This is a genomic window from Brevundimonas sp. LF-1, from assembly GCF_037055305.1.
In the GTDB taxonomy this organism is placed as follows: domain Bacteria; phylum Pseudomonadota; class Alphaproteobacteria; order Caulobacterales; family Caulobacteraceae; genus Brevundimonas; species Brevundimonas sanguinis.
Map to the genome: position 1 here is coordinate 1,889,339 of NZ_CP146349.1, position 20,571 is coordinate 1,909,909.

Annotated in this window: 17 protein-coding genes and 4 pseudogenes; 19 read left to right on the forward strand and 2 right to left on the reverse strand. The window is 68.5% G+C overall.

What is annotated here, in order from left to right; all coding sequences use genetic code 11:
* The first annotated feature begins 9 nt into the window (after window positions 1-9).
* From V8F63_RS10485 to V8F63_RS10520, 8 genes and pseudogenes are all read left to right on the forward strand, one after another.
* A pseudogene (locus V8F63_RS10485) lies at window positions 10-572 on the forward strand (adenylate kinase).
* 84 nt (window positions 573-656) lie between these two features.
* Window positions 657-1,349, forward strand: coding sequence for a TonB family protein (locus V8F63_RS10490; protein ID WP_392353093.1), 693 nt, complete (start codon window positions 657-659; stop codon window positions 1,347-1,349).
* A 141-nt stretch (window positions 1,350-1,490) separates the two neighbouring features.
* Window positions 1,491-1,859 carry a 30S ribosomal protein S13 gene (gene rpsM, locus V8F63_RS10495; protein WP_025978145.1) on the forward strand — a complete coding sequence of 123 codons (369 nt, stop codon included), beginning with the start codon at window positions 1,491-1,493 and terminating at the stop codon, window positions 1,857-1,859.
* Between the two features lie 16 nt (window positions 1,860-1,875).
* Window positions 1,876-2,265: a 30S ribosomal protein S11 gene (rpsK, locus tag V8F63_RS10500; protein WP_003164390.1), complete on the forward strand. Its 390-nt coding sequence runs from the start codon at window positions 1,876-1,878 to the stop codon at window positions 2,263-2,265.
* 88 nt (window positions 2,266-2,353) lie between these two features.
* Window positions 2,354-3,372 (forward strand): annotated as a pseudogene (locus tag V8F63_RS10505) (DNA-directed RNA polymerase subunit alpha).
* Between the two features lie 116 nt (window positions 3,373-3,488).
* Window positions 3,489-3,926, forward strand: a complete 438-nt coding sequence (gene rplQ, locus V8F63_RS10510; RefSeq protein WP_392353094.1) for a 50S ribosomal protein L17 — start codon at window positions 3,489-3,491, stop codon at window positions 3,924-3,926.
* 185 nt (window positions 3,927-4,111) lie between these two features.
* Window positions 4,112-6,601 (forward strand): M14 metallopeptidase family protein, encoded by a 2,490-nt coding sequence (locus V8F63_RS10515; protein WP_392353095.1) that lies wholly within the window; start codon window positions 4,112-4,114, stop codon window positions 6,599-6,601.
* 53 nt (window positions 6,602-6,654) lie between these two features.
* The gene (locus V8F63_RS10520) at window positions 6,655-6,873 is read left to right on the forward strand and encodes a hypothetical protein (RefSeq protein ID WP_392353096.1); all 219 of its coding nucleotides are present in this window, start codon (window positions 6,655-6,657) and stop codon (window positions 6,871-6,873) included.
* A 75-nt stretch (window positions 6,874-6,948) separates the two neighbouring features.
* Here V8F63_RS10520 and V8F63_RS10525 read toward each other — a convergent pair whose 3' ends face one another.
* The gene (locus V8F63_RS10525; protein ID WP_392353097.1) at window positions 6,949-7,872 is read right to left on the reverse strand and encodes an APC family permease; all 924 of its coding nucleotides are present in this window, start codon (window positions 7,870-7,872) and stop codon (window positions 6,949-6,951) included.
* Window positions 7,866-8,375 (reverse strand): amino acid permease, encoded by a 510-nt coding sequence (locus tag V8F63_RS10530; RefSeq protein ID WP_392353098.1) that lies wholly within the window; start codon window positions 8,373-8,375, stop codon window positions 7,866-7,868. The genes V8F63_RS10525 and V8F63_RS10530 overlap by 7 nt, the downstream gene beginning before the upstream one ends.
* Window positions 8,376-8,675: 300 nt before the next feature.
* Between V8F63_RS10530 and V8F63_RS10535 the strand changes: the two genes are divergently transcribed.
* The 11 genes and pseudogenes from V8F63_RS10535 to V8F63_RS10585 form a co-directional block, all read left to right on the forward strand.
* Complete coding sequence (locus V8F63_RS10535; protein ID WP_392353099.1) at window positions 8,676-10,181, forward strand: hypothetical protein; 1,506 nt, start codon at window positions 8,676-8,678, stop codon at window positions 10,179-10,181.
* Window positions 10,182-10,270: 89 nt separating this feature from the next.
* Window positions 10,271-12,976, forward strand: a complete 2,706-nt coding sequence (locus tag V8F63_RS10540) for a TonB-dependent receptor (protein WP_392353100.1) — start codon at window positions 10,271-10,273, stop codon at window positions 12,974-12,976.
* Between the two features lie 250 nt (window positions 12,977-13,226).
* Window positions 13,227-14,033 carry a type II secretion system protein N gene (locus V8F63_RS10545; RefSeq protein ID WP_392353101.1) on the forward strand — a complete coding sequence of 269 codons (807 nt, stop codon included), beginning with the start codon at window positions 13,227-13,229 and terminating at the stop codon, window positions 14,031-14,033.
* Window positions 14,034-14,110: 77 nt separating this feature from the next.
* Window positions 14,111-14,278, forward strand: a pseudogene (locus V8F63_RS10550) (hypothetical protein); the annotation flags it as partial.
* A 64-nt stretch (window positions 14,279-14,342) separates the two neighbouring features.
* Window positions 14,343-16,148, forward strand: coding sequence for a type II secretion system secretin GspD (gene gspD, locus V8F63_RS10555; protein WP_392355076.1), 1,806 nt, complete (start codon window positions 14,343-14,345; stop codon window positions 16,146-16,148).
* A complete protein-coding gene (gene gspE / locus V8F63_RS10560) occupies window positions 16,145-17,638 on the forward strand; it encodes a type II secretion system ATPase GspE (RefSeq protein ID WP_392353102.1) in 1,494 nt (497 codons plus the stop codon). Before gspD ends, gspE begins: the two co-directional genes overlap by 4 nt.
* Window positions 17,638-18,852 carry a type II secretion system inner membrane protein GspF gene (gene gspF / locus V8F63_RS10565; RefSeq protein WP_392353103.1) on the forward strand — a complete coding sequence of 405 codons (1,215 nt, stop codon included), beginning with the start codon at window positions 17,638-17,640 and terminating at the stop codon, window positions 18,850-18,852. Before gspE ends, gspF begins: the two co-directional genes overlap by 1 nt.
* Window positions 18,853-18,863: 11 nt before the next feature.
* The gene (gene gspG, locus V8F63_RS10570; RefSeq protein ID WP_392353104.1) at window positions 18,864-19,316 is read left to right on the forward strand and encodes a type II secretion system major pseudopilin GspG; all 453 of its coding nucleotides are present in this window, start codon (window positions 18,864-18,866) and stop codon (window positions 19,314-19,316) included.
* A 115-nt stretch (window positions 19,317-19,431) separates the two neighbouring features.
* On the forward strand, window positions 19,432-19,821 hold the full coding sequence (locus tag V8F63_RS10575) for a GspH/FimT family pseudopilin (protein ID WP_392353105.1): 390 nt from the start codon (window positions 19,432-19,434) through the stop codon (window positions 19,819-19,821).
* A 189-nt stretch (window positions 19,822-20,010) separates the two neighbouring features.
* The gene (gene gspI, locus V8F63_RS10580) at window positions 20,011-20,328 is read left to right on the forward strand and encodes a type II secretion system minor pseudopilin GspI (RefSeq protein ID WP_392353106.1); all 318 of its coding nucleotides are present in this window, start codon (window positions 20,011-20,013) and stop codon (window positions 20,326-20,328) included.
* A pseudogene (locus tag V8F63_RS10585) lies at window positions 20,325-20,371 on the forward strand (prepilin-type N-terminal cleavage/methylation domain-containing protein); the annotation flags it as partial. The gene gspI and the pseudogene V8F63_RS10585, both read left to right, overlap by 4 nt.
* Between the last annotated feature and the right edge of the window lie 200 nt (window positions 20,372-20,571).

The following is a 20,571-nucleotide window of genomic DNA, read 5'->3' on the forward strand; positions in this document are numbered from 1 at the left end:
GAAGACATAATGAACCTGATCCTGTTCGGGCCGCCTGCGGCCGGCAAGGGCACCCAGGCCAAGCGGCTGGTCGAGGGGCGGGGCATGGTCCAGCTCTCGACCGGCGACATGCTGCGCGCGGCGATCGCTTCCGGCTCCGAACTGGGGCTGAAGGTTAAGGACGTGCTGGCGCGCGGCGACCTCGTCACCGACGAGATCGTCATCGCTCTGATCGAAGCCCGTCTGCCGGAGGCTGAGGCCGCCGGCGGGGCCATCTTCGACGGCTTCCCCGCACGGTGGCTCAGGCCGAGGCCCTGGACGCCATGCTGGCCAAGCGCGGCGCCCAGATCGACAGCGTCATCCGCTTGAAGGTCGACGACGCCGCCCTGACCGACCGGATCGGCAAGCGGTTCGCCGAACAGGGCCGGGCCGACGACAATCCCGAGACCTTCAAGGACCGGCTGGCCGTCTACAACCGTCAGACCGCGCCGCTGCTTCCCTACTATGAAGGCCAGGGCAAGCTGACCGAGGTGGACGGGATGGGCGACATCGCCGCCGTGGCCGCCGCCATCGACGCGGCGCTGGACGCCTGATCGGGCGCGCGATCTGATCTCCTCGACTTCTGAAGCGTTAGCGTTCGGAAGCCTGTGCGGGAGAGACGGTTGCGACCGGAACGAATGAAACAATGGCGCTGGGGCGCGGCGGGGCTGGTGGCTCTGCTGCACCTCGGCGCCTTTGTGCTTTTGGGCGTAGGGCGGCCCGAGACGACCTTGGACGCGCCGCCGCCGCTGATCATTGTCGATCTGCTTCCCTTTGAGCGCCCTGAGCCGCCTCCGCCTCCGCCTGCAGAGCCGGCCGTGACGCAAGGGGGCGGAGCGCCCGCCGCCGCCTCAAGCGTGCGTCCCGCGCGACCGCGTCCGGCGCCGCCTCCGCCCGAAGTCGTCGCGCCCCCGCGTCCCGCTCCCGAACAGCCGCTGGTCGTCGGCGCGGCGCCCGAGCCCGGCCCGACACCGGGTCAAGGTCAGGGCGGGCAGGGGACGGGCAGCGGCGGCGGCAGCGGGTCCGGCGTCGGCCCAGGCGAGGGTGAGGGCCCGCCGCGCATCATTCGCGGCCCGACGGTTGGCGAACTGCGGGGCCTGCACCCGCGCGACGCCTTCCGCCAGCGCCGGGGAGGGCGGGCGACGCTGGCCTGCCGGGTTCGTCTGGACACCACTTTGAGCGACTGCCGCCTGGTGGACGAAACGCCCCCGGGAATGGGATTCGGCCAGGCGGCCCTTGCGGCCTCCCGATATTTCCGCTTTCGTCCTCCGACGCAGAACGGAGCGCCGATTGATGGTCGAGAGGTCCGGGTGGGGGTCGAATGGCCCTGAACCATCCTGCTCACGGCGCTTGCCCGTTGACGCATCGGGAATCCCCTGTATAAGGGCGGCCTTCCGCGAAGGGCGTACACGCTCCTGGTCTGTTGACCGGAGCGGTTTCTGCGTCTGATTAACGCGTACTTGGAGAATTTCGTGGCCCGTATCGCAGGCGTCAACATTCCGACCAACAAGCGCGTTGAAATCGCGCTTCAGTACATCCACGGCATTGGCGCGCACAACGCCAAGGAGATCACGGCCAAGATCGGCATCGAGCCGGCTCGCCGCGTGAACCAGCTGACCGACGCGGAGATCCTGCAGATCCGCGAAACCATCGATCGCGACTTCACCGTCGAAGGCGACCTGCGCCGCGAGACGTCGATGAACATCAAGCGTCTGATGGATCTGGCCTGCTACCGCGGCCTGCGTCACCGCAAGGGCCTGCCGGTCCGCGGCCAGCGCACTCACACCAACGCTCGCACCCGCAAGGGTCCGGCCAAGCCGATCGCCGGCAAGAAGAAGTAAGAGAGAGGCCTGACGGATGGCTAAGGAACCGGGTCGCGTTAAGCGCCGCGAACGCAAGAACATCACCTCGGGCGTCGCCCACGTGAACGCTTCGTTCAACAACACCATGGTGACCATCACCGACGCTCAAGGGAACGCGATTTCCTGGTCGTCGGCTGGCCACATGGGCTTCAAGGGCTCGCGCAAGTCGACGCCGTACGCCGCTCAGATGGCTGCGGAAGACGCCGGCAAGAAGGCCGCCGAGCACGGCGTCAAGACGCTGGAAGTGAACGTCTCGGGTCCGGGTTCGGGCCGTGAGTCGGCCCTGCGCGCCCTGCAGGCCGTCGGCATGACGATCACGACGATCCGCGACGTGACGCCGATGCCGCACAACGGCTGCCGTCCGCCGAAGCGCCGTCGCGTCTAAGGTTCACGCCGCCTACCCCTTCTCCCGGCGGCTCCTGTTGTTCTGAACGTGAGGACACGGAGCCGTCGAAACCCGTTCGAGGGACTTTATGATCGAAAGAAACTGGCAAGAGCTGATCCGTCCCGAGAAACCGCAAGTCGAGGGCGGGTCTGACCCGCAGCACAAGGCGCGTCTGATCGCCGAACCTCTCGAGCGCGGTTTCGGTGTGACGCTCGGCAACGCGCTTCGTCGCGTTCTGCTGTCTTCGCTTCAAGGCGCGGCGGTCACGGCCATTCAGATCGACGGCGTTGTTCACGAGTTCTCGTCGCTGGAAGGCGTTCGCGAGGATGTCGTCGACATCGTTCTGAACATCAAGCAACTGGCCCTGCGCATGCACGCTGAGGGTCCGAAGCGGATGACGCTGCGCGCCACGGGCCCCGGCCCGGTGACCGCGGCTCAGATCGAGCTGCCGGCCGACATCGAGGTGCTGAACCCGGATCACGTGATCTGCACCCTGGATGACGGCGCCTCGGTCCGCATGGAACTGACGGTCCAGAACGGCAAGGGCTACGTCGCCGCCGAACTGAACCGCCCGGAAGACGCTCCGATCGGCCTGATCGCCGTCGACGCCCTGTATTCGCCGGTGAAGCGCGTCGCCTATCGCGTCGAGCCGACCCGGCAGGGCCAGTCGCTGGACTACGACAAGCTGATCCTGGAAGTTGAAACCAACCGCGCCGTCTCGCCGGTTGACGCCGTGGCCTACGCCGCGCGCATCCTGCAAGACCAGCTGCAGATCTTCATCACCTTCGATGAGCCGACCAAGGCTGTCGAGCAGTCGGACGGCAAGCCCGAACTGCCCTTCAACCCGGCCCTGCTGAAGAAGGTGGACGAGCTGGAGCTGTCGGTCCGTTCGGCCAACTGCCTGAAGAACGACAACATCGTCTACATCGGCGACCTGATCCAGAAGACCGAGGGCGAAATGCTTCGCACCCCGAACTTCGGCCGCAAGTCGCTGAACGAGATCAAAGAAGTTCTGGCGTCCATGAGCCTGAGCCTCGGCATGGATGTGCCGATTGGCCGCCGGAGAACATCGAAGATCTGGCCAAGAAGTTCGACGACCAGATCTGATCATTAACCCTCCGCCCAGGTCCCGCGTGGATCGGTTGGGGCGGTTAGAATGAGAGGCCCCAGGTCTCGTCCGAAAAGTAGGGACGAGAAACCAGGGTCGAGTAGGAGAGACCCCGATGCGCCACGGCGCCGCCTATCGCAAGCTCGGCCGCACGGCCAGCCACCGCCAGGCCATGTTCGCCAACATGGCCGCCTCGTTGATCAAGCACGAGCAGATCACGACGACTCTGCCCAAGGCGAAGGAACTGCGTCCCTTCGTCGAGAAGCTGGTCACCCTGGCCAAGAAGGGCGACCTGCACGCTCGTCGTCAGGCCATCAGCGCCGTTCGCGACGTGCCGCAAGTCGGCAAGCTGTTCGAGACCCTGGCTCCTCGTTACGCCGAGCGTAACGGCGGCTACATCCGCATCATGAAGGCGGGCTTCCGTCACGGCGACAACGCCGCCATGGCGGTGATCGAGTTCGTCGATCGCGACGTCGCGGCCAAGGGCCTGGACCTGGTCCGGTCTTCGCCATCGAGGGCGACGACGAGGCCTGATTTCAGACTTCACTGCTGAAATGCCGAAGGGGCGGCCGGAGCGATCCGGTCGCCCTTTCTTTTTTGCCTCCGCCGTGGCTCGGCTGTGGGTAATCGCCGTCGCCGGCTTTTTCAGGCTGAGGGTAAATTGCGTCCGGGTCGCGAAGACGCCAAGCTGTCGCCAAGCCTCGCGGAAGGCTGAGAGTGAACGCATCAGGAGATTCCATGACCCGTCCGCCCGCCGTGCTCGCGGCCAGCCTGGCCATTCTGGCCCTGTCATCCGTCAGCGCCCTGGCGCTCGACGCCGCTTCCGCGCCGACGGGGGTCGTCTCGCAGGCGGCGCCCGCGCGGGGCCTGACCACGCCGCTGGAGGCCTTTGGCCACGAGGTCGGCGCCGATTATCGCCTGATCACCTACAGCCAGTTCGAACGCTATCTGCAGACACTGGCCGAGCAGTCGGACCGGATGAAACTGCTGGAGATCGGCAAATCGTCCGAGGGGCGGACGCAGTATCTGTCGGTCGTTTCCTCGCCGCAGAACCTGGCGAACATCGACCGCTATCAGGAGATCGCGCGCCGGCTGGCCAAGGCCGAGGGCGTCAGCGAGGAGGAGGCCCGCGCCCTGGCCGCCGAGGGCAAGGCCGTGGTCTGGATCGACGGGGGTCTGCACTCCACAGAAACCGTGCCGCCCCAAGCCCTGATCGCCGCCCTCTATGAATGGCTGACGGCCGAGGACGCCGAGGCCAGGCGCATCCTGGACGACGTGGTCATCCTGTTCGCGCCGCTGAACCCGGACGGATGGGAGCTGGTCTCGACCTGGTATATGCGCAACGAGGACCCGCTGAAGCGCGAGTACGCCTCTATTCCTCGCCTGTATCAGAAGTACGTGGGTCACGATAACAACCGCGACTACTATTTGTCGGCGATGACCGAGACGACCAATGTCAATCGGCAGTTCTTCCGCGAGTGGTTCCCGCAGATCATCTATAACCATCACCAGACGGCGCCGGCGGGGACCGTGGTGTTCATGCCGCCGTTCCGGGACCCGTTCAACTACAACTACGACCCGCTGGTCATGAGCACCCTGTCCGAGGTCGGCGCCGCCATGCACAGCCGCCTCATCGAGGAGGGCAAGCCCGGCTCGACCATGCGCAGCGGGGCGAACTATTCGACGTGGAACAACGGGATGGAGCGCTCCGTTACCTATTTCCACAACGCCGTGGGCCTGCTGACCGAGATCACCGGCCATCCGACGCCCAGCCAGATCAGCCTGATCCCGGACAACCAGCTGCCGCGCAACGACCTGCCCCTGCCGGTCGCGCCGCAAACCTGGCGTTTCGCCCAGTCGATTGAATACTCGCAATCGATCAACCGGGCGGTGCTGAACTACGCATCGCGCAACAAGGACAGGGTGCTGTTCAACATCTGGCGCATGGGCCAGAACGCCATCGACAAGGGCAATACCGACACCTGGCGGATCACGCCCTCCGCGATCGACGCCCTGAACGCAGCGGCCGGCGAGAACGCCCGCCGGGTGGATCCGGCGCTGTATGAGAGCGTGTTGCGCGACCCGGCCCGGCGCGATCCGCGCGGCTATGTCATCCCGGCGGATCAGGCCGACCTGCCCACCGCCGTCGCCTTCCTGAACAGCCTAATCAAGACCGGCGTGGACGTGGAGCGGGCGACGCGCGCCTTCACCATCGGAGCTAAGACCTATCCGGCCGGGTCTTATTTGGTGAAGACGGCTCAGGCCTACCGCCCGCACGTGCTGGACATGTTCGAGCCGCAGGACCACCCGCACGACCTGCAGTATCCGGGCGGCCCGCCCAAACTGCCCTACGACGCGACCGGCTACACCCTGGCGATGCAGATGGGCGTGCAGTTCGACCGCATCCTGGACGGCTTCGAGGCGCCGACCGAGCGCGTCGCCGACGTCATGGCCCCGCCGCCGGGCAAGATCGAGGGCAATGGCCGCGCAGGCTGGTTGATCGATCATGCGCCGATCAACGGCTATGTCCTGACCAACCGCCTTCTGGCGGCGGGCGTGCCGGTTTTCTGGCAGGAAGGCGAGACCCGCGCGGGTCGTCAGACCCTCGCGCCCGGCGCCCTGTGGATCCCGGCCGACGACAAGGCCCGGCCGATCGTCGAGGCGGCGGTGCGCGACCTCGGCCTGAACGCCCACGCCGTCGCCCGCGCGCCGGGCGGAGAGCGCATCGCACTGAAGCCGGTGCGCGTGGGCTTGGTCGATCGCTACGGCGGTTCGATGGCCTCGGGCTGGACCCAGTGGATGCTGGAGCAGTTCGAATATCCGTTCGAGGTCATCTATCCCCAGCGCCTCGACGCAGGCGACCTGAACAAGGACTTCGATGTTCTGGTCTTCGCCTCGGACATGATCCCGACCGACCTCTCCGCCGCCGCCCAGCGCGAACAGCCGGCGCCGGACAGCATTCCCGCAGAGTATCGCGGCTGGCTGGGCCACATCACGGCCGAGAAAACGGTGCCTCAGATCGACGCCTTCGCGCGGGCGGGCGGCAGCGTCGTCACCATCGGCTCGGCCCACCGACTGGCCGCCGCCATGGGCGCGCCGGTGCAGGACGTGCTGACGGGACCGGACGGCAAGCCCGTGGCCTCGACCGACTTCTTCATTCCCGGCGCGGTGATGCAGACCGAGGTCGACAACAGCCGTCCGCTCACCTTTGGGCGCCGTCGCGGATGAACGTCTTCTTCAACCGAAATGCGGGCTTCCGTCCTGGGGGCGAAGGGGCGTCGATGGTGCGCTATCCGCAACAGGTCGAGGTCTCCAGCGGCTGGGCGATCGGGGCGGACAAACTGTCGGGCGCCGATGCGGTGCTGGACCTGGAGCACGGCGAAGGCCGCGTGATCGTTCTGGGCCCCGACGTGGTGAACCGGGCGCAGGCGCGGGCGTCCTCGCGCCTGCTGTTCAATGCGCTGTTTTACGGACCGGCCGTGACGGGCGCTGACGACTAAGCTTGCGCACAGATGCAAATGAAAAGGCCGCCCGATTCGCTCGGGCGGCCTTTTTGTTCGTTGCAAGCTGTCGGTTCAGCTTTCCGTGTCGTCGCCCTGGGCTGCTTTCGCTACCCGCTTGCGCCCGTAGATGAAGTAGACGCCAAGGCCGACCACGTTCCAGATCACGAACCAGATCTGCGTATTCTGCGGCAGGCTGGCCAACAGATACAGGCAGCCGGCGATGGCGACCGGACCGACCACCCAGCCCAGCGGCGTGCGGAAGCCGCGCGCCATGTCCGGCGCGCGACGACGCAGGATCAACATGCACAGGGCCACGGCGCTGAACGCCACCAGAGTGCCGGCGTTGGCCAGGGCGACGATTTCGTCCAGCGGGAAGAACAGGGCGATGGTCCCCACCACGCAGGCGGTGAACACGGTGATGCGCACCGGGGCGCCGCCCTTGGAGACGCGGGCCAGACCGCGCGGCAGCAGGCCGTCGCGCGCCATGACGAAGAAGATGCGGCTCTGACCGTAGAAGAAGGCCAGGATCACCGTGGGCAGGGTCAGGACCGCCGTGACCGCCAGGAAATGAGCGGCGCCGGGCTGGCTGATCTCGCGCAGGATCAGGGCGAGCGGCTCGGGGCTGTTGGCGAAGCGGGTGAAGGGCGTCGCGCCCAGGGCGACCGTGGCGATGATGGTGTAGATCGCCGCGCAGACCAGCATGGAGCCGACGATGCCGATGGCCAGGTCGCGCTTGGGATTGCGCGTCTCCTCGGCCGCCGTGGCGATGGCGTCGAAGCCGTAGAAGGCCGAGAAGATGATGGCCGCGGCCGCCATCACGCCGCGCTCGACGCCGTCCGGGCCCATGTGACGGGCGAAGCCATAGGGGCTGAAGGGCTCCAGGTTGGCGGCGTTGAAGTGGGGCAGGGCGAACCAGACGAACAGGGCCAGGGCCGACAGCTTCACCGCCACCAGGATCAGGTTGAGCGTGGCGCTTTTCTTGGCGCCCGTCAGCAAAGGGCGCCGACGGCGATGATGATGAACAGGGCGGGGATGTTGGCGATTCCGCCCGCATGCGGCCCCTGCATCAGAGCCATAGGCAGGCCCAGCCAGTCACGCAGCAGGGGCGCCGCATAGCCCGACCAACTGACGGCCACGGCGCTGACCACCAGGCTGTATTCCAGGATCAGGCTCCAGCCGATGACCCATCCGGCCATCTGGCCCAGCACCACCCGCGAATAGGTATAGGCGCTGCCCGAAGCCGTCACCGTGCTGGCCATCTCGGCGTAGCACATGGCGGCGCAGGCGCAGACGAAGCCGGCGATCAGGAAAGACAGCAGGACGGCGGGGCCCGCCTTGTCCGCGCCGATGCCGATCAGGGTCAGGATGCCGGTGCCGACGATGGCGCCCACGCCCATCGCCACCAGATGCGGCCAGCTGAGGTTGCGCGCCAGGCTCGTGGCGCCGGGCTCTGCGCCAAGGCTTGAGGTGGGGCGCGGTTGCGCGTCTGGGCCGCCCATCGGTGGCTCCTGTCTGGGGGAGGTCATAAAGCTCGCCGGTTTGCGGCGGATGGCCGGGCAATACAAGGGCCGTGGGCCTATCGGCCGACAGGCGGCTCTGGTTTCTGTTCCGATATCGGAATTTTCGTCACGGTTTCTCAGTTGAAACGGCACGAAACCGAGGCTGATCCGTCACCGCCTCGCGCAAGCTTCCGCCCCGCTTTTCGCTATCCCTCGCCGCCAGGCAGGAGGGGCGTCGACGTCATCGTCGGCAAAGACCGTCTCCCGCCGCAGCTATTTGACCCAATCGGTGGAACGATGATGAACAGCAGCTTCAAGACCCTGCTCGTGGCGGCGGCCAGCACCCTGGCCCTGGCGGCCTGCGGCGGCTCCGCCGAGGTGGCCTCGCCCGGCGAAGGCGATTTCGGCAATGGCGGCGGCGGCAACCCCGGCGGTCCGGGCACGCCGGGCACGGGCCAGGCGGCGGCGGATTGCCCGACCGGCTTCGCCAACGTGGGCACCATCGCCAACGGCACCCTTCGCAACTGCCAGCTGCCCCAGCAGATCAACGGCTCGCTGACCGTGCCGCTGCGCGCCGGCACCATCTACTCGATCTCGGGCCGCACGGCCGTGGGCACCGACGGAGGCGTCGACGCCTCCGCCAATGCCGGCACGCAAGGCATCCTGACGGTTGAGCCGGGCGTGACCATCTTCGCATCGGGCGGCGGCGACTATCTGCTGGTGAACCGCGGCTCGCAGATTTACGCCGAAGGCACGGCTTCCCAGCCGATCATCTTCACCAGCCGTCAGAACGTGGAAGGCACGACGACCGAGACCTCGCAAGGTCAGTGGGGCGGCATCGTCATCGCCGGCCGCGCGCCCCAGGCCAACTGCCAGCTGACCGCCCCGGTCACCTGCACCGGCCAGGTCGAGGGCACCAACGCCTTCTACGGCGGCGGCAACGCCAACGACAATTCGGGCCGTCTGCGTTACGTCCAGATCCGCTATTCGGGCTTTGAAATCTCGACCGGCAACGAACTGCAGGCCCTGACCCTGGCCGGCGTCGGCGCGGGCACCACCATCGAATACGTCCAGTCCTTCAACTCGTCGGACGACGGCATCGAAATCTTCGGCGGCAACGTCAACCTGAAGCACATCGTCATCAACGGCGCCGACGACGACGCCTTCGACACCGACACCGGCTGGCGCGGCGGCGCCCAGTTCGGCATCGTGACCCAGCGCGCCCCGAACGCGACCAGCCGCTCGGCCGGCTTCGAGTTCTCGGCCGCCCCGGCCTCGACGCCGCTGGCCCAGCGCTACAACTCGCAGCCGAAGATCGCCAACTGGACGCTCGTGGGCCGCAACTCGCCGACCGACGCCCACACGGTGGCCCACTTCGACACGGGCACGAAGGCGACCGTGGTCAACTCGGTCTTCACCAGCGCCGCCGGCTCGCTGGCCGGCTGCCTTGACATCGCCGACGCCGACACCGCCAGCGTGAACCCGGTGTTCAACTCGGTCTTCATGTCCTGCGGCGTCTCCTACCGCGCCAGCGGCGCCGCCCGTTCGGGGCCGGTCTTCACGGCCGGTTCGAACAACACGGTCAAGGGAATCTCGACCCTGGCCGCCCCGACCTCGGGCGTCACCATCACCAACCAGACCCTGACCTTCATCAACGGCGCCAACGAGACCGCCGTAACCCCGGTCAAGGCCTCGAGCGTCCACGCCGCCTTCACGGACACCGACTACATCGGCGCCGTGAAGAACGCCTCGGACACCTGGTGGCAGGGCTGGACCTGCGGCCTGACGGCCAATCTGAAGTGCTGATGAACCCTCTGGCGAGGCGGCGGTCCGAAAGGGCCGCCGCCGACCCATTGAGCGTCCAGCCTCTCTCGACCTTCGCAAGGCAGCCGAACATGAAGAACAAGACCCTGACCCGTAACGGGGTGCTGCTGGCCAGCAGCGCCCTCGTCGCCGTATTCGGCGCGCCCAGCCTCGCGCTCGCCCAGGCTGTCGCACAGACGGCCGCCCCCGCCGCCGCCGTGGCGTTGAGCGCCGAACTGCCCACCGATCCGGAGAGCCCGGATCAGGTGTCGCAAACCCCGGCCACGCAATTGGGCGACATCGTCGTCCTGGGCCGCAACATCCCGCAGGAGAATCGCCAGAGCGCCGAAGTGGCTGCTTTCCTGACCTCTGAGGACCTGCAACGCACCGGCGATTCCACCGCCGCGGCCGCCCTGACCCGCGTGACCGGCCTGTCGATCGTCGATGGCCGCTTCGTCTATGTGCGCGGCCTCGGAGAGCGCTATTCCTCGGCCCTGCTGAACGGTTCGCCGCTGCCCAGCCCCGAGCCGCTGCAGCGCGTTGTGCCGCTGGACCTGTTCCCCTCCAGCATCCTGGCGGGCGTGACGGTTCAGAAGTCCTATTCCCCCAACTATCCCGGCGAGTTCGGCGGCGGGGTCATCGACCTGCGCACCGTGGACGCCCCTGCCGAACCCTTCCTGACCTTCAAGGTCGGCGTCGGCGGCAACACTGAGACCACCGCGCGCGACAACCTCGTCTACTACGGCTCGGATTCCGACTGGACCGGCTTCGACGATGACACCCGCAAGGTCCCCGGCGCCATCGACATGGCTTTCCGCACGGGCAAGCAGATCAACCTGGCCAACTTCTCGGCCTCTGAAGTGCAGGCGATGGGCCGCTCGCTGGTCAATGCGCCCCTGCGCCTGATGCAGCGTCAGCAGACGCCCGTCGACGGCAGCCTGGAACTGGCGGGCGGCTTCCGCACGCCGACCGAGATCGGCGACCTGGGCGTCATCGCCGTCGCCGGCTACGACAACTCCTGGCGCACCCGTCAGGCGATCCAGGAAGAGGGCCAGTTCCAGGGCGATGACCTGGTGCCGGTGTCGACCTTCGACGTCGAGTCGAACCAGAACGACGTGCGCCTGAACCTGCTGGGCGGTCTGTCGCTGACGACCGACGACCATGAGGTGAAGTGGACCAACCTCTACGTTCGCACCACGACCAAGCGCGCCCGCACCTCGGCCGGGCCGGACTTTGACGCCGGCGGCAGCGTGATCCGCAACGACTACACCGAGTGGTTCGTGCGTCAGCTGTTCACCAGCCAGCTGGCCGGCGAGCACTACTTCGGCGCCGACGGCGCGTGGAAGCTGGACTGGCGCGCGGCCTACGCCACAACGTCGCGCGACGCCCCTTATGAATCGCGCTTCCAGTACGGCGTGGACGCTCAGGACCGCTTCATCCACAACGTCCAGGGCAATCAGATTTCGTTCAGTGAACTGGACGACGAAGTCTGGTCCGGCGGCGTGGACCTGGCCTACAAGCTGCCGATGGCGGCGGGCCGCGAGGCGACCATCAGCGTCGGCGCCTCGACCCTGGACAACACCCGCTCGGCCGAGCGTCACGACCTGCAGTTCGAGGCCGTCAACGGCCTGACCGACAGTCAGCGGCACTCGCGCATCGACTATCTGTTCTCGGACTTCAACATCAATCCGTGGACCCTGCAGCTGCGTGAGATCGCCGGCTCGAACGGCGCCAACGCCTACGACGCCGACATGAAGGTCAACGCGGTTTACGCCATGGTCGCCGCCGAGTTCGTGCCGACCGTGCGCACCACCTTCGGCGTCCGCTTTGAGGACGGCCGACAGAGCGTGACCCCGCGCGACCTGTTCGGCGGCACGACGTCCTATGAGGCGACGGAGATCGAGGAGCAGTACTGGCTGCCGTCGTTCACGGCGACGTGGAACTTCACCGAGGACCAGCAGCTGCGCTTCGGCGCGTCCAAGACCATCGGCCGTCCGCAGTTCCGCGAGCTGGCGCCCCAGGCCTATACGGACCCGGAAAGCGACCGCGTCTTCATCGGCAACCCGTATCTGACCGACACCGAAATCCTGAACCTGGACGCGCGCTGGGAATGGTATTTCGGCCGCCAGCAGTTCGTGACGGCGGGCGTCTTCTACAAGAAGCTGGACAAGCCGGTCGAGGCGGTGATCGTCGACGTCGGCAACCAGCGCCAGCAGACCTTCCTGAACGCGCCGGAAGCCACGGTCATGGGCGTCGAGGCCGAGGTGAAGAAATACTTCGAGTTCGCCGACCAGCCCTCCTTCATCTCCAACAAGCGCTGGCTGGTGCAGGCCAACTACACCTGGTCGGACTCTGACGTCTCGGTGGGCGAGGGCGACACCGTCATCACCCTGGGCGGCGGCGGACGTCCCGAACAGGCGGCCTTCTTCATCCAGGACGGCAGCCGTCTGCAAGGCCAGTCCGAGCACGTCGCCAACCTGCAACTGGGATGGGAAGACGACACGGCCCGCTCGCAGGCGACCTTCATCCTGAACTACGTCTCGGAGCGGATCACCGCGCGCGGCGCTGGCGTCGGCACGGCGCGCGAGCCGGATTATCTGCAGGAGCCGGGCGCCTTCCTCGATTTCGTCTATCGCAAGGACTTCACCGTGAAGGGCCGCGACCTGGGCTTCGCCCTGGAGCTGCGCAACCTGCTCGGCACGGAGTTCGAGGAGTATCAGGAGCAGGGCAACCGGATCCGCATCAACCAGTATGACCTGGGCCAGAGCGCCTCGGTCAGCCTGACCTCGCGTTTCTAGGCGCGGATCGCGTCTGACATTTGAGCCGGGAGGCCCTCAGCGGTCTCCCGGCTTTTTTATTGCCTCTCTAGGGTGGGAGCGGCGGGTGACGGTTGCGCGTCATTTCATCCGAACACGCGTCATATGTCGTGACAACTTCTCGACGCTGTCATGGTTCGGAGCGAGCCGGGTACGGAGCATCCGCCTAGGGAGGCGAGGCGGCCGCGAGAGGCCGTTGGGGATGTTTTCCTTGCTCGCTGGCCTTCGCAAATTGAGCGCCGTTTCTTTGGGCAAGGGCGGCCTGTCCCTTCGCCGTCCGCCTCTGCGGCGCGTGGTCGAGGCGGCGCTGATCCTTCTTCTTCTGGTGCAGGGCGGGCGGCTGATCTGGCTGTTTGCCGCGCCGAGCCCGGAAGCGCCGCAGGCGCGGCCCTTGCCGGACGTCGATCTGGGCGTACTGTCGCGCTTCGACGCCTTCTTCCGAAACGGCGGGGGCGGGGCCGAGGCCACGCCATCGGATGGCGGGGGGCTGACCCTGTTCGGGGTGCGCGCGGATGGTGCGGGCGGCGGCTCGGCCATCATCGGCCTGGCCGATGGCCGCCAGGTTTCGGTCGGCGCGGGCGAGGAGCTGGAGCCGGGACTCACCCTGAACGCCGTCGCGCCCGACCACGTCATGCTGTCGCGCGGCGGCGCGCCGTTCCGTCTCGACTTTCCTGACATGGCGTCCGGCGCGGCAGCGCCCGAGGCTGCGACGCAACCGGCTGCGCCTTCGCCCGAACCGGCTTCGGCCGAGGGCGCGGTGGTCGATCCCCAGCGCCTGATCGCCCAGGCGGGCCTGCGTCCGCGCATCAAAGGCCTCGGCGTCAACGGCCTGACCGTCTCCGCCTCGGGCGACGGGGGCGAGTTGCGCAACGCCGGCCTGCGCTCAGGCGACGTCATCCTGTCTGTCAACGGCACGGCCCTGAACAGCCCGCAGGCGCTGGCCGCCCTGCGCGGCCAACTGGCCGACGTCCCCTCGGCCCAGATCCAGTTCGAGCGCGACGGTCAGGTCCGCTCCACCACCGTAAGGACGCGCCCATGAAGGCCCGTAACCGCAGTATTCTTACCGGCGTTCTGGCCGCTGTTCTGGCGGTCCAGCCGCTGGCCGCTGCGCCGGCGATGGCCCAAGAGGCGCGTCAGACGCTGAACGTCCAGAACGCCGACATCCGCGCCTTCGTGCAGGATGTGGCGCGCACGACAGGGCGCACCTTCATCGTCGATCCGGCGGTCACAGGCACGGTGACGGTGTCCAGCCCACGCCCCCTGACCCGCGCCCAGTTGTTCGAGGTCTTCCTGTCGACGCTGCGGGCCAATGGTCTGGTGGTGACGCCGACGTCGTCAGGCCTATCGCATCAGTCCGGCGCAGGGTGCGGCGCAGGGTCCGGCTACCGTCGGCGCCGAGCGGTTCTCGACCGAGGTCTTCACCCTTCGCCACATCGACGCCGCCTCGGCCGCCGAGACGATCCGGCCTCTGGTCGGAGCGCAGGGGCAGGTGCTGACCAACCCCGGCGCCAACAGCGTGGTCGTGGCGGACTTCGCCGACAACCTGTCGCGCATCCGGGCGCTGGTCGGCCGCATCGACGTGGACCGTTCCGCTTATGAGGTGGTGGCGCTGGAGAACGCCTCGGCGCGCGAGATTGCGGGCGTGCTGCAACAGGTGACGGGCGGCCCCGGCGGGCCGGGCCTGGTGACGATCACCCCGGTCGAAAGCTCCAATGCGCTGGTGCTGCGCGGCGACGGTCAGGCGCTGGCGCGGGTGCGCGGCCTGATCGCTGACCTGGACGGCCGGGCGCGGGCCAGCCAGGACGTCAATGTCGTCTTCCTGGAGCACGCCGACGCCGAGCAGCTTCTGCCCGTCCTGCAACAGATCGTCGGCCAGCCTGCGGATGCTGCGGCGACCTCGACCCCGCGCCTGCGCACCGCCCGCGCCGGGGCGAACCAGACGACCAGCGGCATGGGGCAGGGCGGCCTGACCACGACGGGCGAGGGCGACAGCGGCCCGATCGGCTCGACCACCGTGACCGCCACCGGCCAGCGCGCCACGATCGCCCGTTTCCCCGGCGCCAACGCCCTGGTCATCTCCGGCCCGGCGGACCTGCAACGCACCCTGACGGAGGTGATCCGCCAACTGGACGTGCGCCGCCAGCAGGTGCTGATCGAGGCCATCGTCGTCGAACTGAGCGACAAGGCCGTGCGCGATCTGGGCGTCCAGTGGCTGATGGCGGGCGAAAACGGTGTCGGCCTGACCAACTATTCCGACCGCGCGGCGCCGCTGGTCCCCATCGCGGGCGGGGCGGCGGCGGGCCAGCTCGACAGGGACGATCCCCTGCGCGAACGGCTGCAGAACCTGGCGCTGAACAGCCTGCTGGGCGCCAACGGCTTTGTCGGCGGGGCGGGCGGCAAATGGGGCGACGGCCTGTTCGGCTTCATCATCAATGCGGCCAAGACGGACGCGGGCTCCAACCTGTTGCAGACCCCGTCGATCATGACGCTGGACAATGAAGAGGCGACCTTCCTGGTCGGGCAGGAGGTGCCGATCACCACCGGCCGGGCCATTCTGGACGGCAACTCCAACCCCTTCACCACGACCGAGCGCAAGGACATCGGCGTGCGCCTGACGGTGCGGCCCCAGATCAACGCCGGCGGCTCCATCACCCTGACGCTGCGGCAGGAGGTGTCGAGCATCAACGGTCTGCTGACCAGCGGCGCCAACGACCTGATCCTGGACAAGCGCGAGCTGGAGACGACGCTGGTCGTCGATGACGGCGACATCGCCGTGGCGGGCGGCCTGCTGGATCAGAACGACCGGCTGGAGACCAGCAAGGTGCCGGGGCTGGGCGACATTCCGGGCGTCGGCGTCCTGTTCCGCTCGACCAGCCGCGAGCGGGGACGGACCAATCTGATGGTCTTCCTGCGTCCGACCATCCTGCGCAACACGGCGGATGCGCAGGGGCTGGCGGCGGATCGCTGGGGCTATATGCGTGGCGAGCAGCAGCGGGTTCACCCCGATCGTGAGCCGAGCCTCGACGCCCTGCTGCGCGACTATATGCAGGCGCAGCCGCCTGCGGCTCCGGCAGCGGGGGAGCCGTTGGTCATCGCCCCTGTCGCGCCGGTCGCGGCGCGTCCCTTGCCGCCGGCAGCGGGAGCCGCCCGGTGATCACCGTCGTCGATCCGCGTCTGCCCTACGGCTTCGCCAAGACCCACGGCGTCCTGCTGCTGGCGGCGGGCGAAGTGATGGCGGTCGGGGTGCGCGAAGGCGCTGACCCTCTGGCGCTGGTCGAGGCGCGCCGCGCGCTGGGCCGCCCGCTGGAGGCGACGCCTCTCAGCGCCGCCGCCTTCGACCGCAAGCTGTCGGAAGTCTATGCGGGCGAACAGCTGACGGCGGCCGACGGCGACGACATGTCCCTGCCGGTCGGGCTGGACAGTCTGGTGGATGACATTCCGGCGGCGGCCGACCTGCTGGACGCGACGGACGACGCGCCGGTCATCCGCCTGATCAACGGCGTCATCGCCGAGGCCGCCCGCATCGGCGCCTCGGACGTGCATCTGGAAAGCTATGAGACGCGCCTGCTGGTGCGGATGCGGGTGGACGGGGTGCTGCGCGAGGCGCTGAGCCTGAACCCGCGCGTGGCGCCGCTGCTGGTGTCGCGCATCAAGGTCATGGCGCGGCTCGACATCGCCGAGAAGCGCAAGCCGCAGGACGGGCGCATCCCCCTGACGCTGGGCGGCAAGTCGCTGGACGTGCGCGTCTCGACCCTGCCGTCGCGGGCGGGCGAGCGGGTGGTGCTGCGGATTCTGGACAAGGATCAGGCCGGGCTGACGCTGGATCGGCTGGGTATGGACCCGGCGGCGCTGGAGGCCTTCCGTCATGCCCTGGCCGAGCCGAACGGCATCATCCTTGTCACCGGGCCGACCGGCTCGGGCAAGACGACCAGCCTCTATGCCGGGCTGTCGCTGCTGAACGACGGCTCGCGCAACATCCTGACGGTCGAAGATCCGGTCGAATACGCCATGGAGGGCGTCGGCCAGACGCAGGTGAATCCCAAGGTCGGCATGACCTTCGCCGCCGGTCTGCGCGCCATCCTGCGCCAGGACCCGGACGTGGTCATGGTCGGCGAGATCCGCGACACGGAGACGGCGGCCATTGCTGTTCAGGCGTCGCTGACGGGCCATCTGGTGCTGTCGACGGTCCACACCAATGACGCGGCCGGGGCGGTGACGCGGCTGCGCGACATGGGGGTCGAACCCTTCCTGCTGGCTTCGACCCTGCGGCTGGTGGTGGCGCAACGGCTGGTGCGGCGCCTGTGCCCGCACTGCCGGATCGAGGAGACGGCGGACAGGGCGACGGCGCGCCTGATCGGCGCCGAGGAAGGCGCGCGCGTCTGGCGGCCGCATGGCTGTGCCGACTGCGGCTCGACCGGCTATGTCGGGCGCATCGGCCTTTATGAAACGCTGGCAGTGGACGATAAGGTGCGCCGCCTGATCGCCTCGGGCGCGGATGAGGATGCGGTGTTCGACGCCGCCTTCGCGCGCGGCGGGACGCTGGCCGACCGGGCGCGGGCGCTGGTGCTGGACGGCGTCACCTCGGTCGAGGAAGCCCTGCGCGTGGCGCGTCAGGAAACCGCCGCCGAAGAGGTCGCGGCCTGATGGCGGCTTTCGATTACATCGCGGCCGACGCGGCCGGGCGGACAGTCAGCGGCTCCGTGACCGCCGCCGACGAGGCCGCCGCGCGCAAGGCGCTGGCGAAGCGTCAGCTGGCGCCGTTGCAGCTGACGCCCGGCCGTTCGGGTGTGGTCGTTGCCTCCGCGAAGGCGGGCAGGGCCGGGCGGCTGTCGCCCAAGGCGTTGGCGCTGACCACGCGGCAGTTGGCGACGCTGATCTCGGTCTCTCCGCTGGAAGAGGCGCTGCGCAACCTGATGCTTCAGGCGGACCGGCCCAACGTCCGCCGCGTGCTGGAAGGCGTCCACGCCGGGGTGATCGAGGGGCGCCGCCTGTCCGACGCCATGGGCCAGCAGGGCGCGGCCTTTCCGCCGCTGTATCGCGCCATGACGGCGGCGGGCGAGCAGTCGGGCGCGCTCCAGCCCATCCTTGAGCGTCTCGCTGACGGGCTGGAGCGGGACGAGGTCGTGCGCGGCAAGGTGCTGACGGCGCTGGTCTATCCGTGCGTGCTGGCGGTGGTGGCGCTGGGCGTCATCGTCGCCATGATGACCTATATCGTGCCCAAGGTGGTCGATCAGTTCGACAGCATGGGCCAGACCCTGCCGCTGCTGACGCGGCTTGTCATCGGCCTGTCGGACCTGATGCGCGACTGGGGCTGGCTGATGGCGCTGGTCCTCGCCGCCGTGGTCGCGGCGGGGCTGATCGCGCGGCGGCGCGAGGCGGTGCGGCTGAAGCTGGACGCCTGGGTGCTGAGATTGCCGCTGGTCGGGCGGCTGACGCGCGACCTGCACGGGGCGCGCATGGCCCGCACCCTGTCGACCATGATCGCGGCGGGCCTGCCGGTGCTGGAGGGGCTGACCATCACCGCCCGCACCGTCTCCAACCGCGCCCTGCGCCGCGCCACCGAACAGATGGCCGAGGCCGTCCGCGAGGGCGGCGGCCTGTCGGCCGCCATGCGCCGCGCCGAGGTGTTTCCGCCCATCCTCGTCTACATGACCGCGTCCGGCGAAAGCAGCGGCCGGCTGGAGCCCATGCTGGAGCGCGCGGCCGACTATCTGGAGCGCGAGTTCTCCAACTTCACCGCTGTGATGCTCAGCCTGCTGGAGCCGGCGATCATCGTGGTCATGGGCGGGATCGTCGCCGTGATCGTGCTGTCGATCCTGCTTCCCATCCTTCAGATCAACACCCTGGCTTTGGGGTGAGGAGACCTTCCATGCGCAGTGAAGATATTCAGGACAAGCGCCAGAAACGCCAAGGCTTCACCCTGGTCGAGCTGATGGTCGTCATCGTCATCATCGGCCTGTTGGCCACGGTGGTGGCGATCAACGTCCTGCCCAGTCAGGACAAGGCCATGGTCGGCAAGGCGCGGGCCGATATCTCGGTGCTGGAGCAGGCGGTGGAGACCTATCGCCTCGACAACCTGACCTTCCCCACGGACGAGCAGGGGCTGAAGGCCCTGGCGGCGCCGCCCGCCGATCTGGCGCGGCCGGAACGCTATCGCCAGGGCGGCTATGTCCGCCGCCTGCCCGAAGACCCGTGGGGCAACCCCTACCAGTACCGCCGCCGAAGCGCCCATGGCGGCCAGTTCGATATCTGGTCCTTCGGCGCCGACGGCCAGGAAGGGGGCGAGGGAAATGACGCCGACATCGGCAACTGGCAGGGCTAAGGCGCGCGCTCGGTCGGCTCGTCCGGCTACCGTGGAAGCGCACAAACGCGCTGAAGAAGCGAGCCGCCGCGCGGCGAGCGGTAGCGCACGACAAGGGTTTACCCTTGTCGAGTTAATGGTCGTGATCGCCATCATCGGCGTGGCGGCGGGTGCGGTGGTGCTGTCCATGCCGGACCCGCGCCCGACGCTGGCGGTCGAGGCGGAGCGGTTCGCCGCGCGCCTGACGCTGGCGCGGGAGGAGGCGGTGATGACCAACCGCCCGGTGGCCCTGCGCGCCGATGCCGCCGGCTATGGCTTTGAGAGCTTCGACGGCGCCGTCTGGACGCCTTTGACCGGCGTGCTGGCGCCCAAGGCGTGGGGCGAGGGGGCAGCCGTCGGCGCGCCCGCCCGCGCGGTGTTCGACCCTACCGGCGGCGCCGACGCCGCCAGCGTACGGCTGGAGCGCGAGGGCAAGGCCGTCACCGTCGCCATCGACGGGGCGGGCGAGGTGACGATCCATGAATAGCGCGTCTGCTCCCTTCCCCCTCGAGGGGGAAGGGGCGGGGATGGGGGTGTGGCCGCGACCTTGCGGGAAAGGGCGCAGGAGGCGCGGCGTCTCCGCGCCTGGACGGCCATCGCCTTGCCTGCCCCCCACCCAACCCTCCCCCTCGAGGGGAGGGCTATTAGGGGCGGCTTCACCCTGATCGAGTGTCTGGTGGCGCTGGCCGTGTTCGGCCTGGCGGCGATGGCGTTGCTGAACCTGTCGGGCGAGAGCACGCGCTCGGCGGCGCGGGTCGAGACGCGGACGCTGGGCGGTATCGTCGCCGACAATGTGGCCGCTGAGGCGATGATCGCGCGCGACCTGCCCAGCGGCAGTACGGCTGGTCAGGCGTCGCTGGGCGGGCGCGAGTGGCGATGGGTGCGGGTGGTCAGCGCGACGGATATGCCCGGCGTCGGCCGCATCGACGTGCGCGTCTTCGCCGATGAGGAACAGGCCGCCGCGCGCGTGCTGTTCCGGGCGGCGGGCGCATGAAGTCGCGCGCCGGATTTACGCTGGTTGAGGTCCTGATCGCCCTATTGATCTTCGCCCTGCTGGCGGGGGCGGGCGCGCTGGTGCTGGGGCAGTCGATCGAGACGCGGTTCGCGGTGAAGACGAACGCCGACCGAGTGGCGGCGCTGCAACGCACGCGGGCGCTGCTGCGCGCCGATCTGGCTCAGGCGACGGGCCGACGGGTGCGCGGGCAGACGGGGCGTCCGGCGCCTCAGGCGATCATGG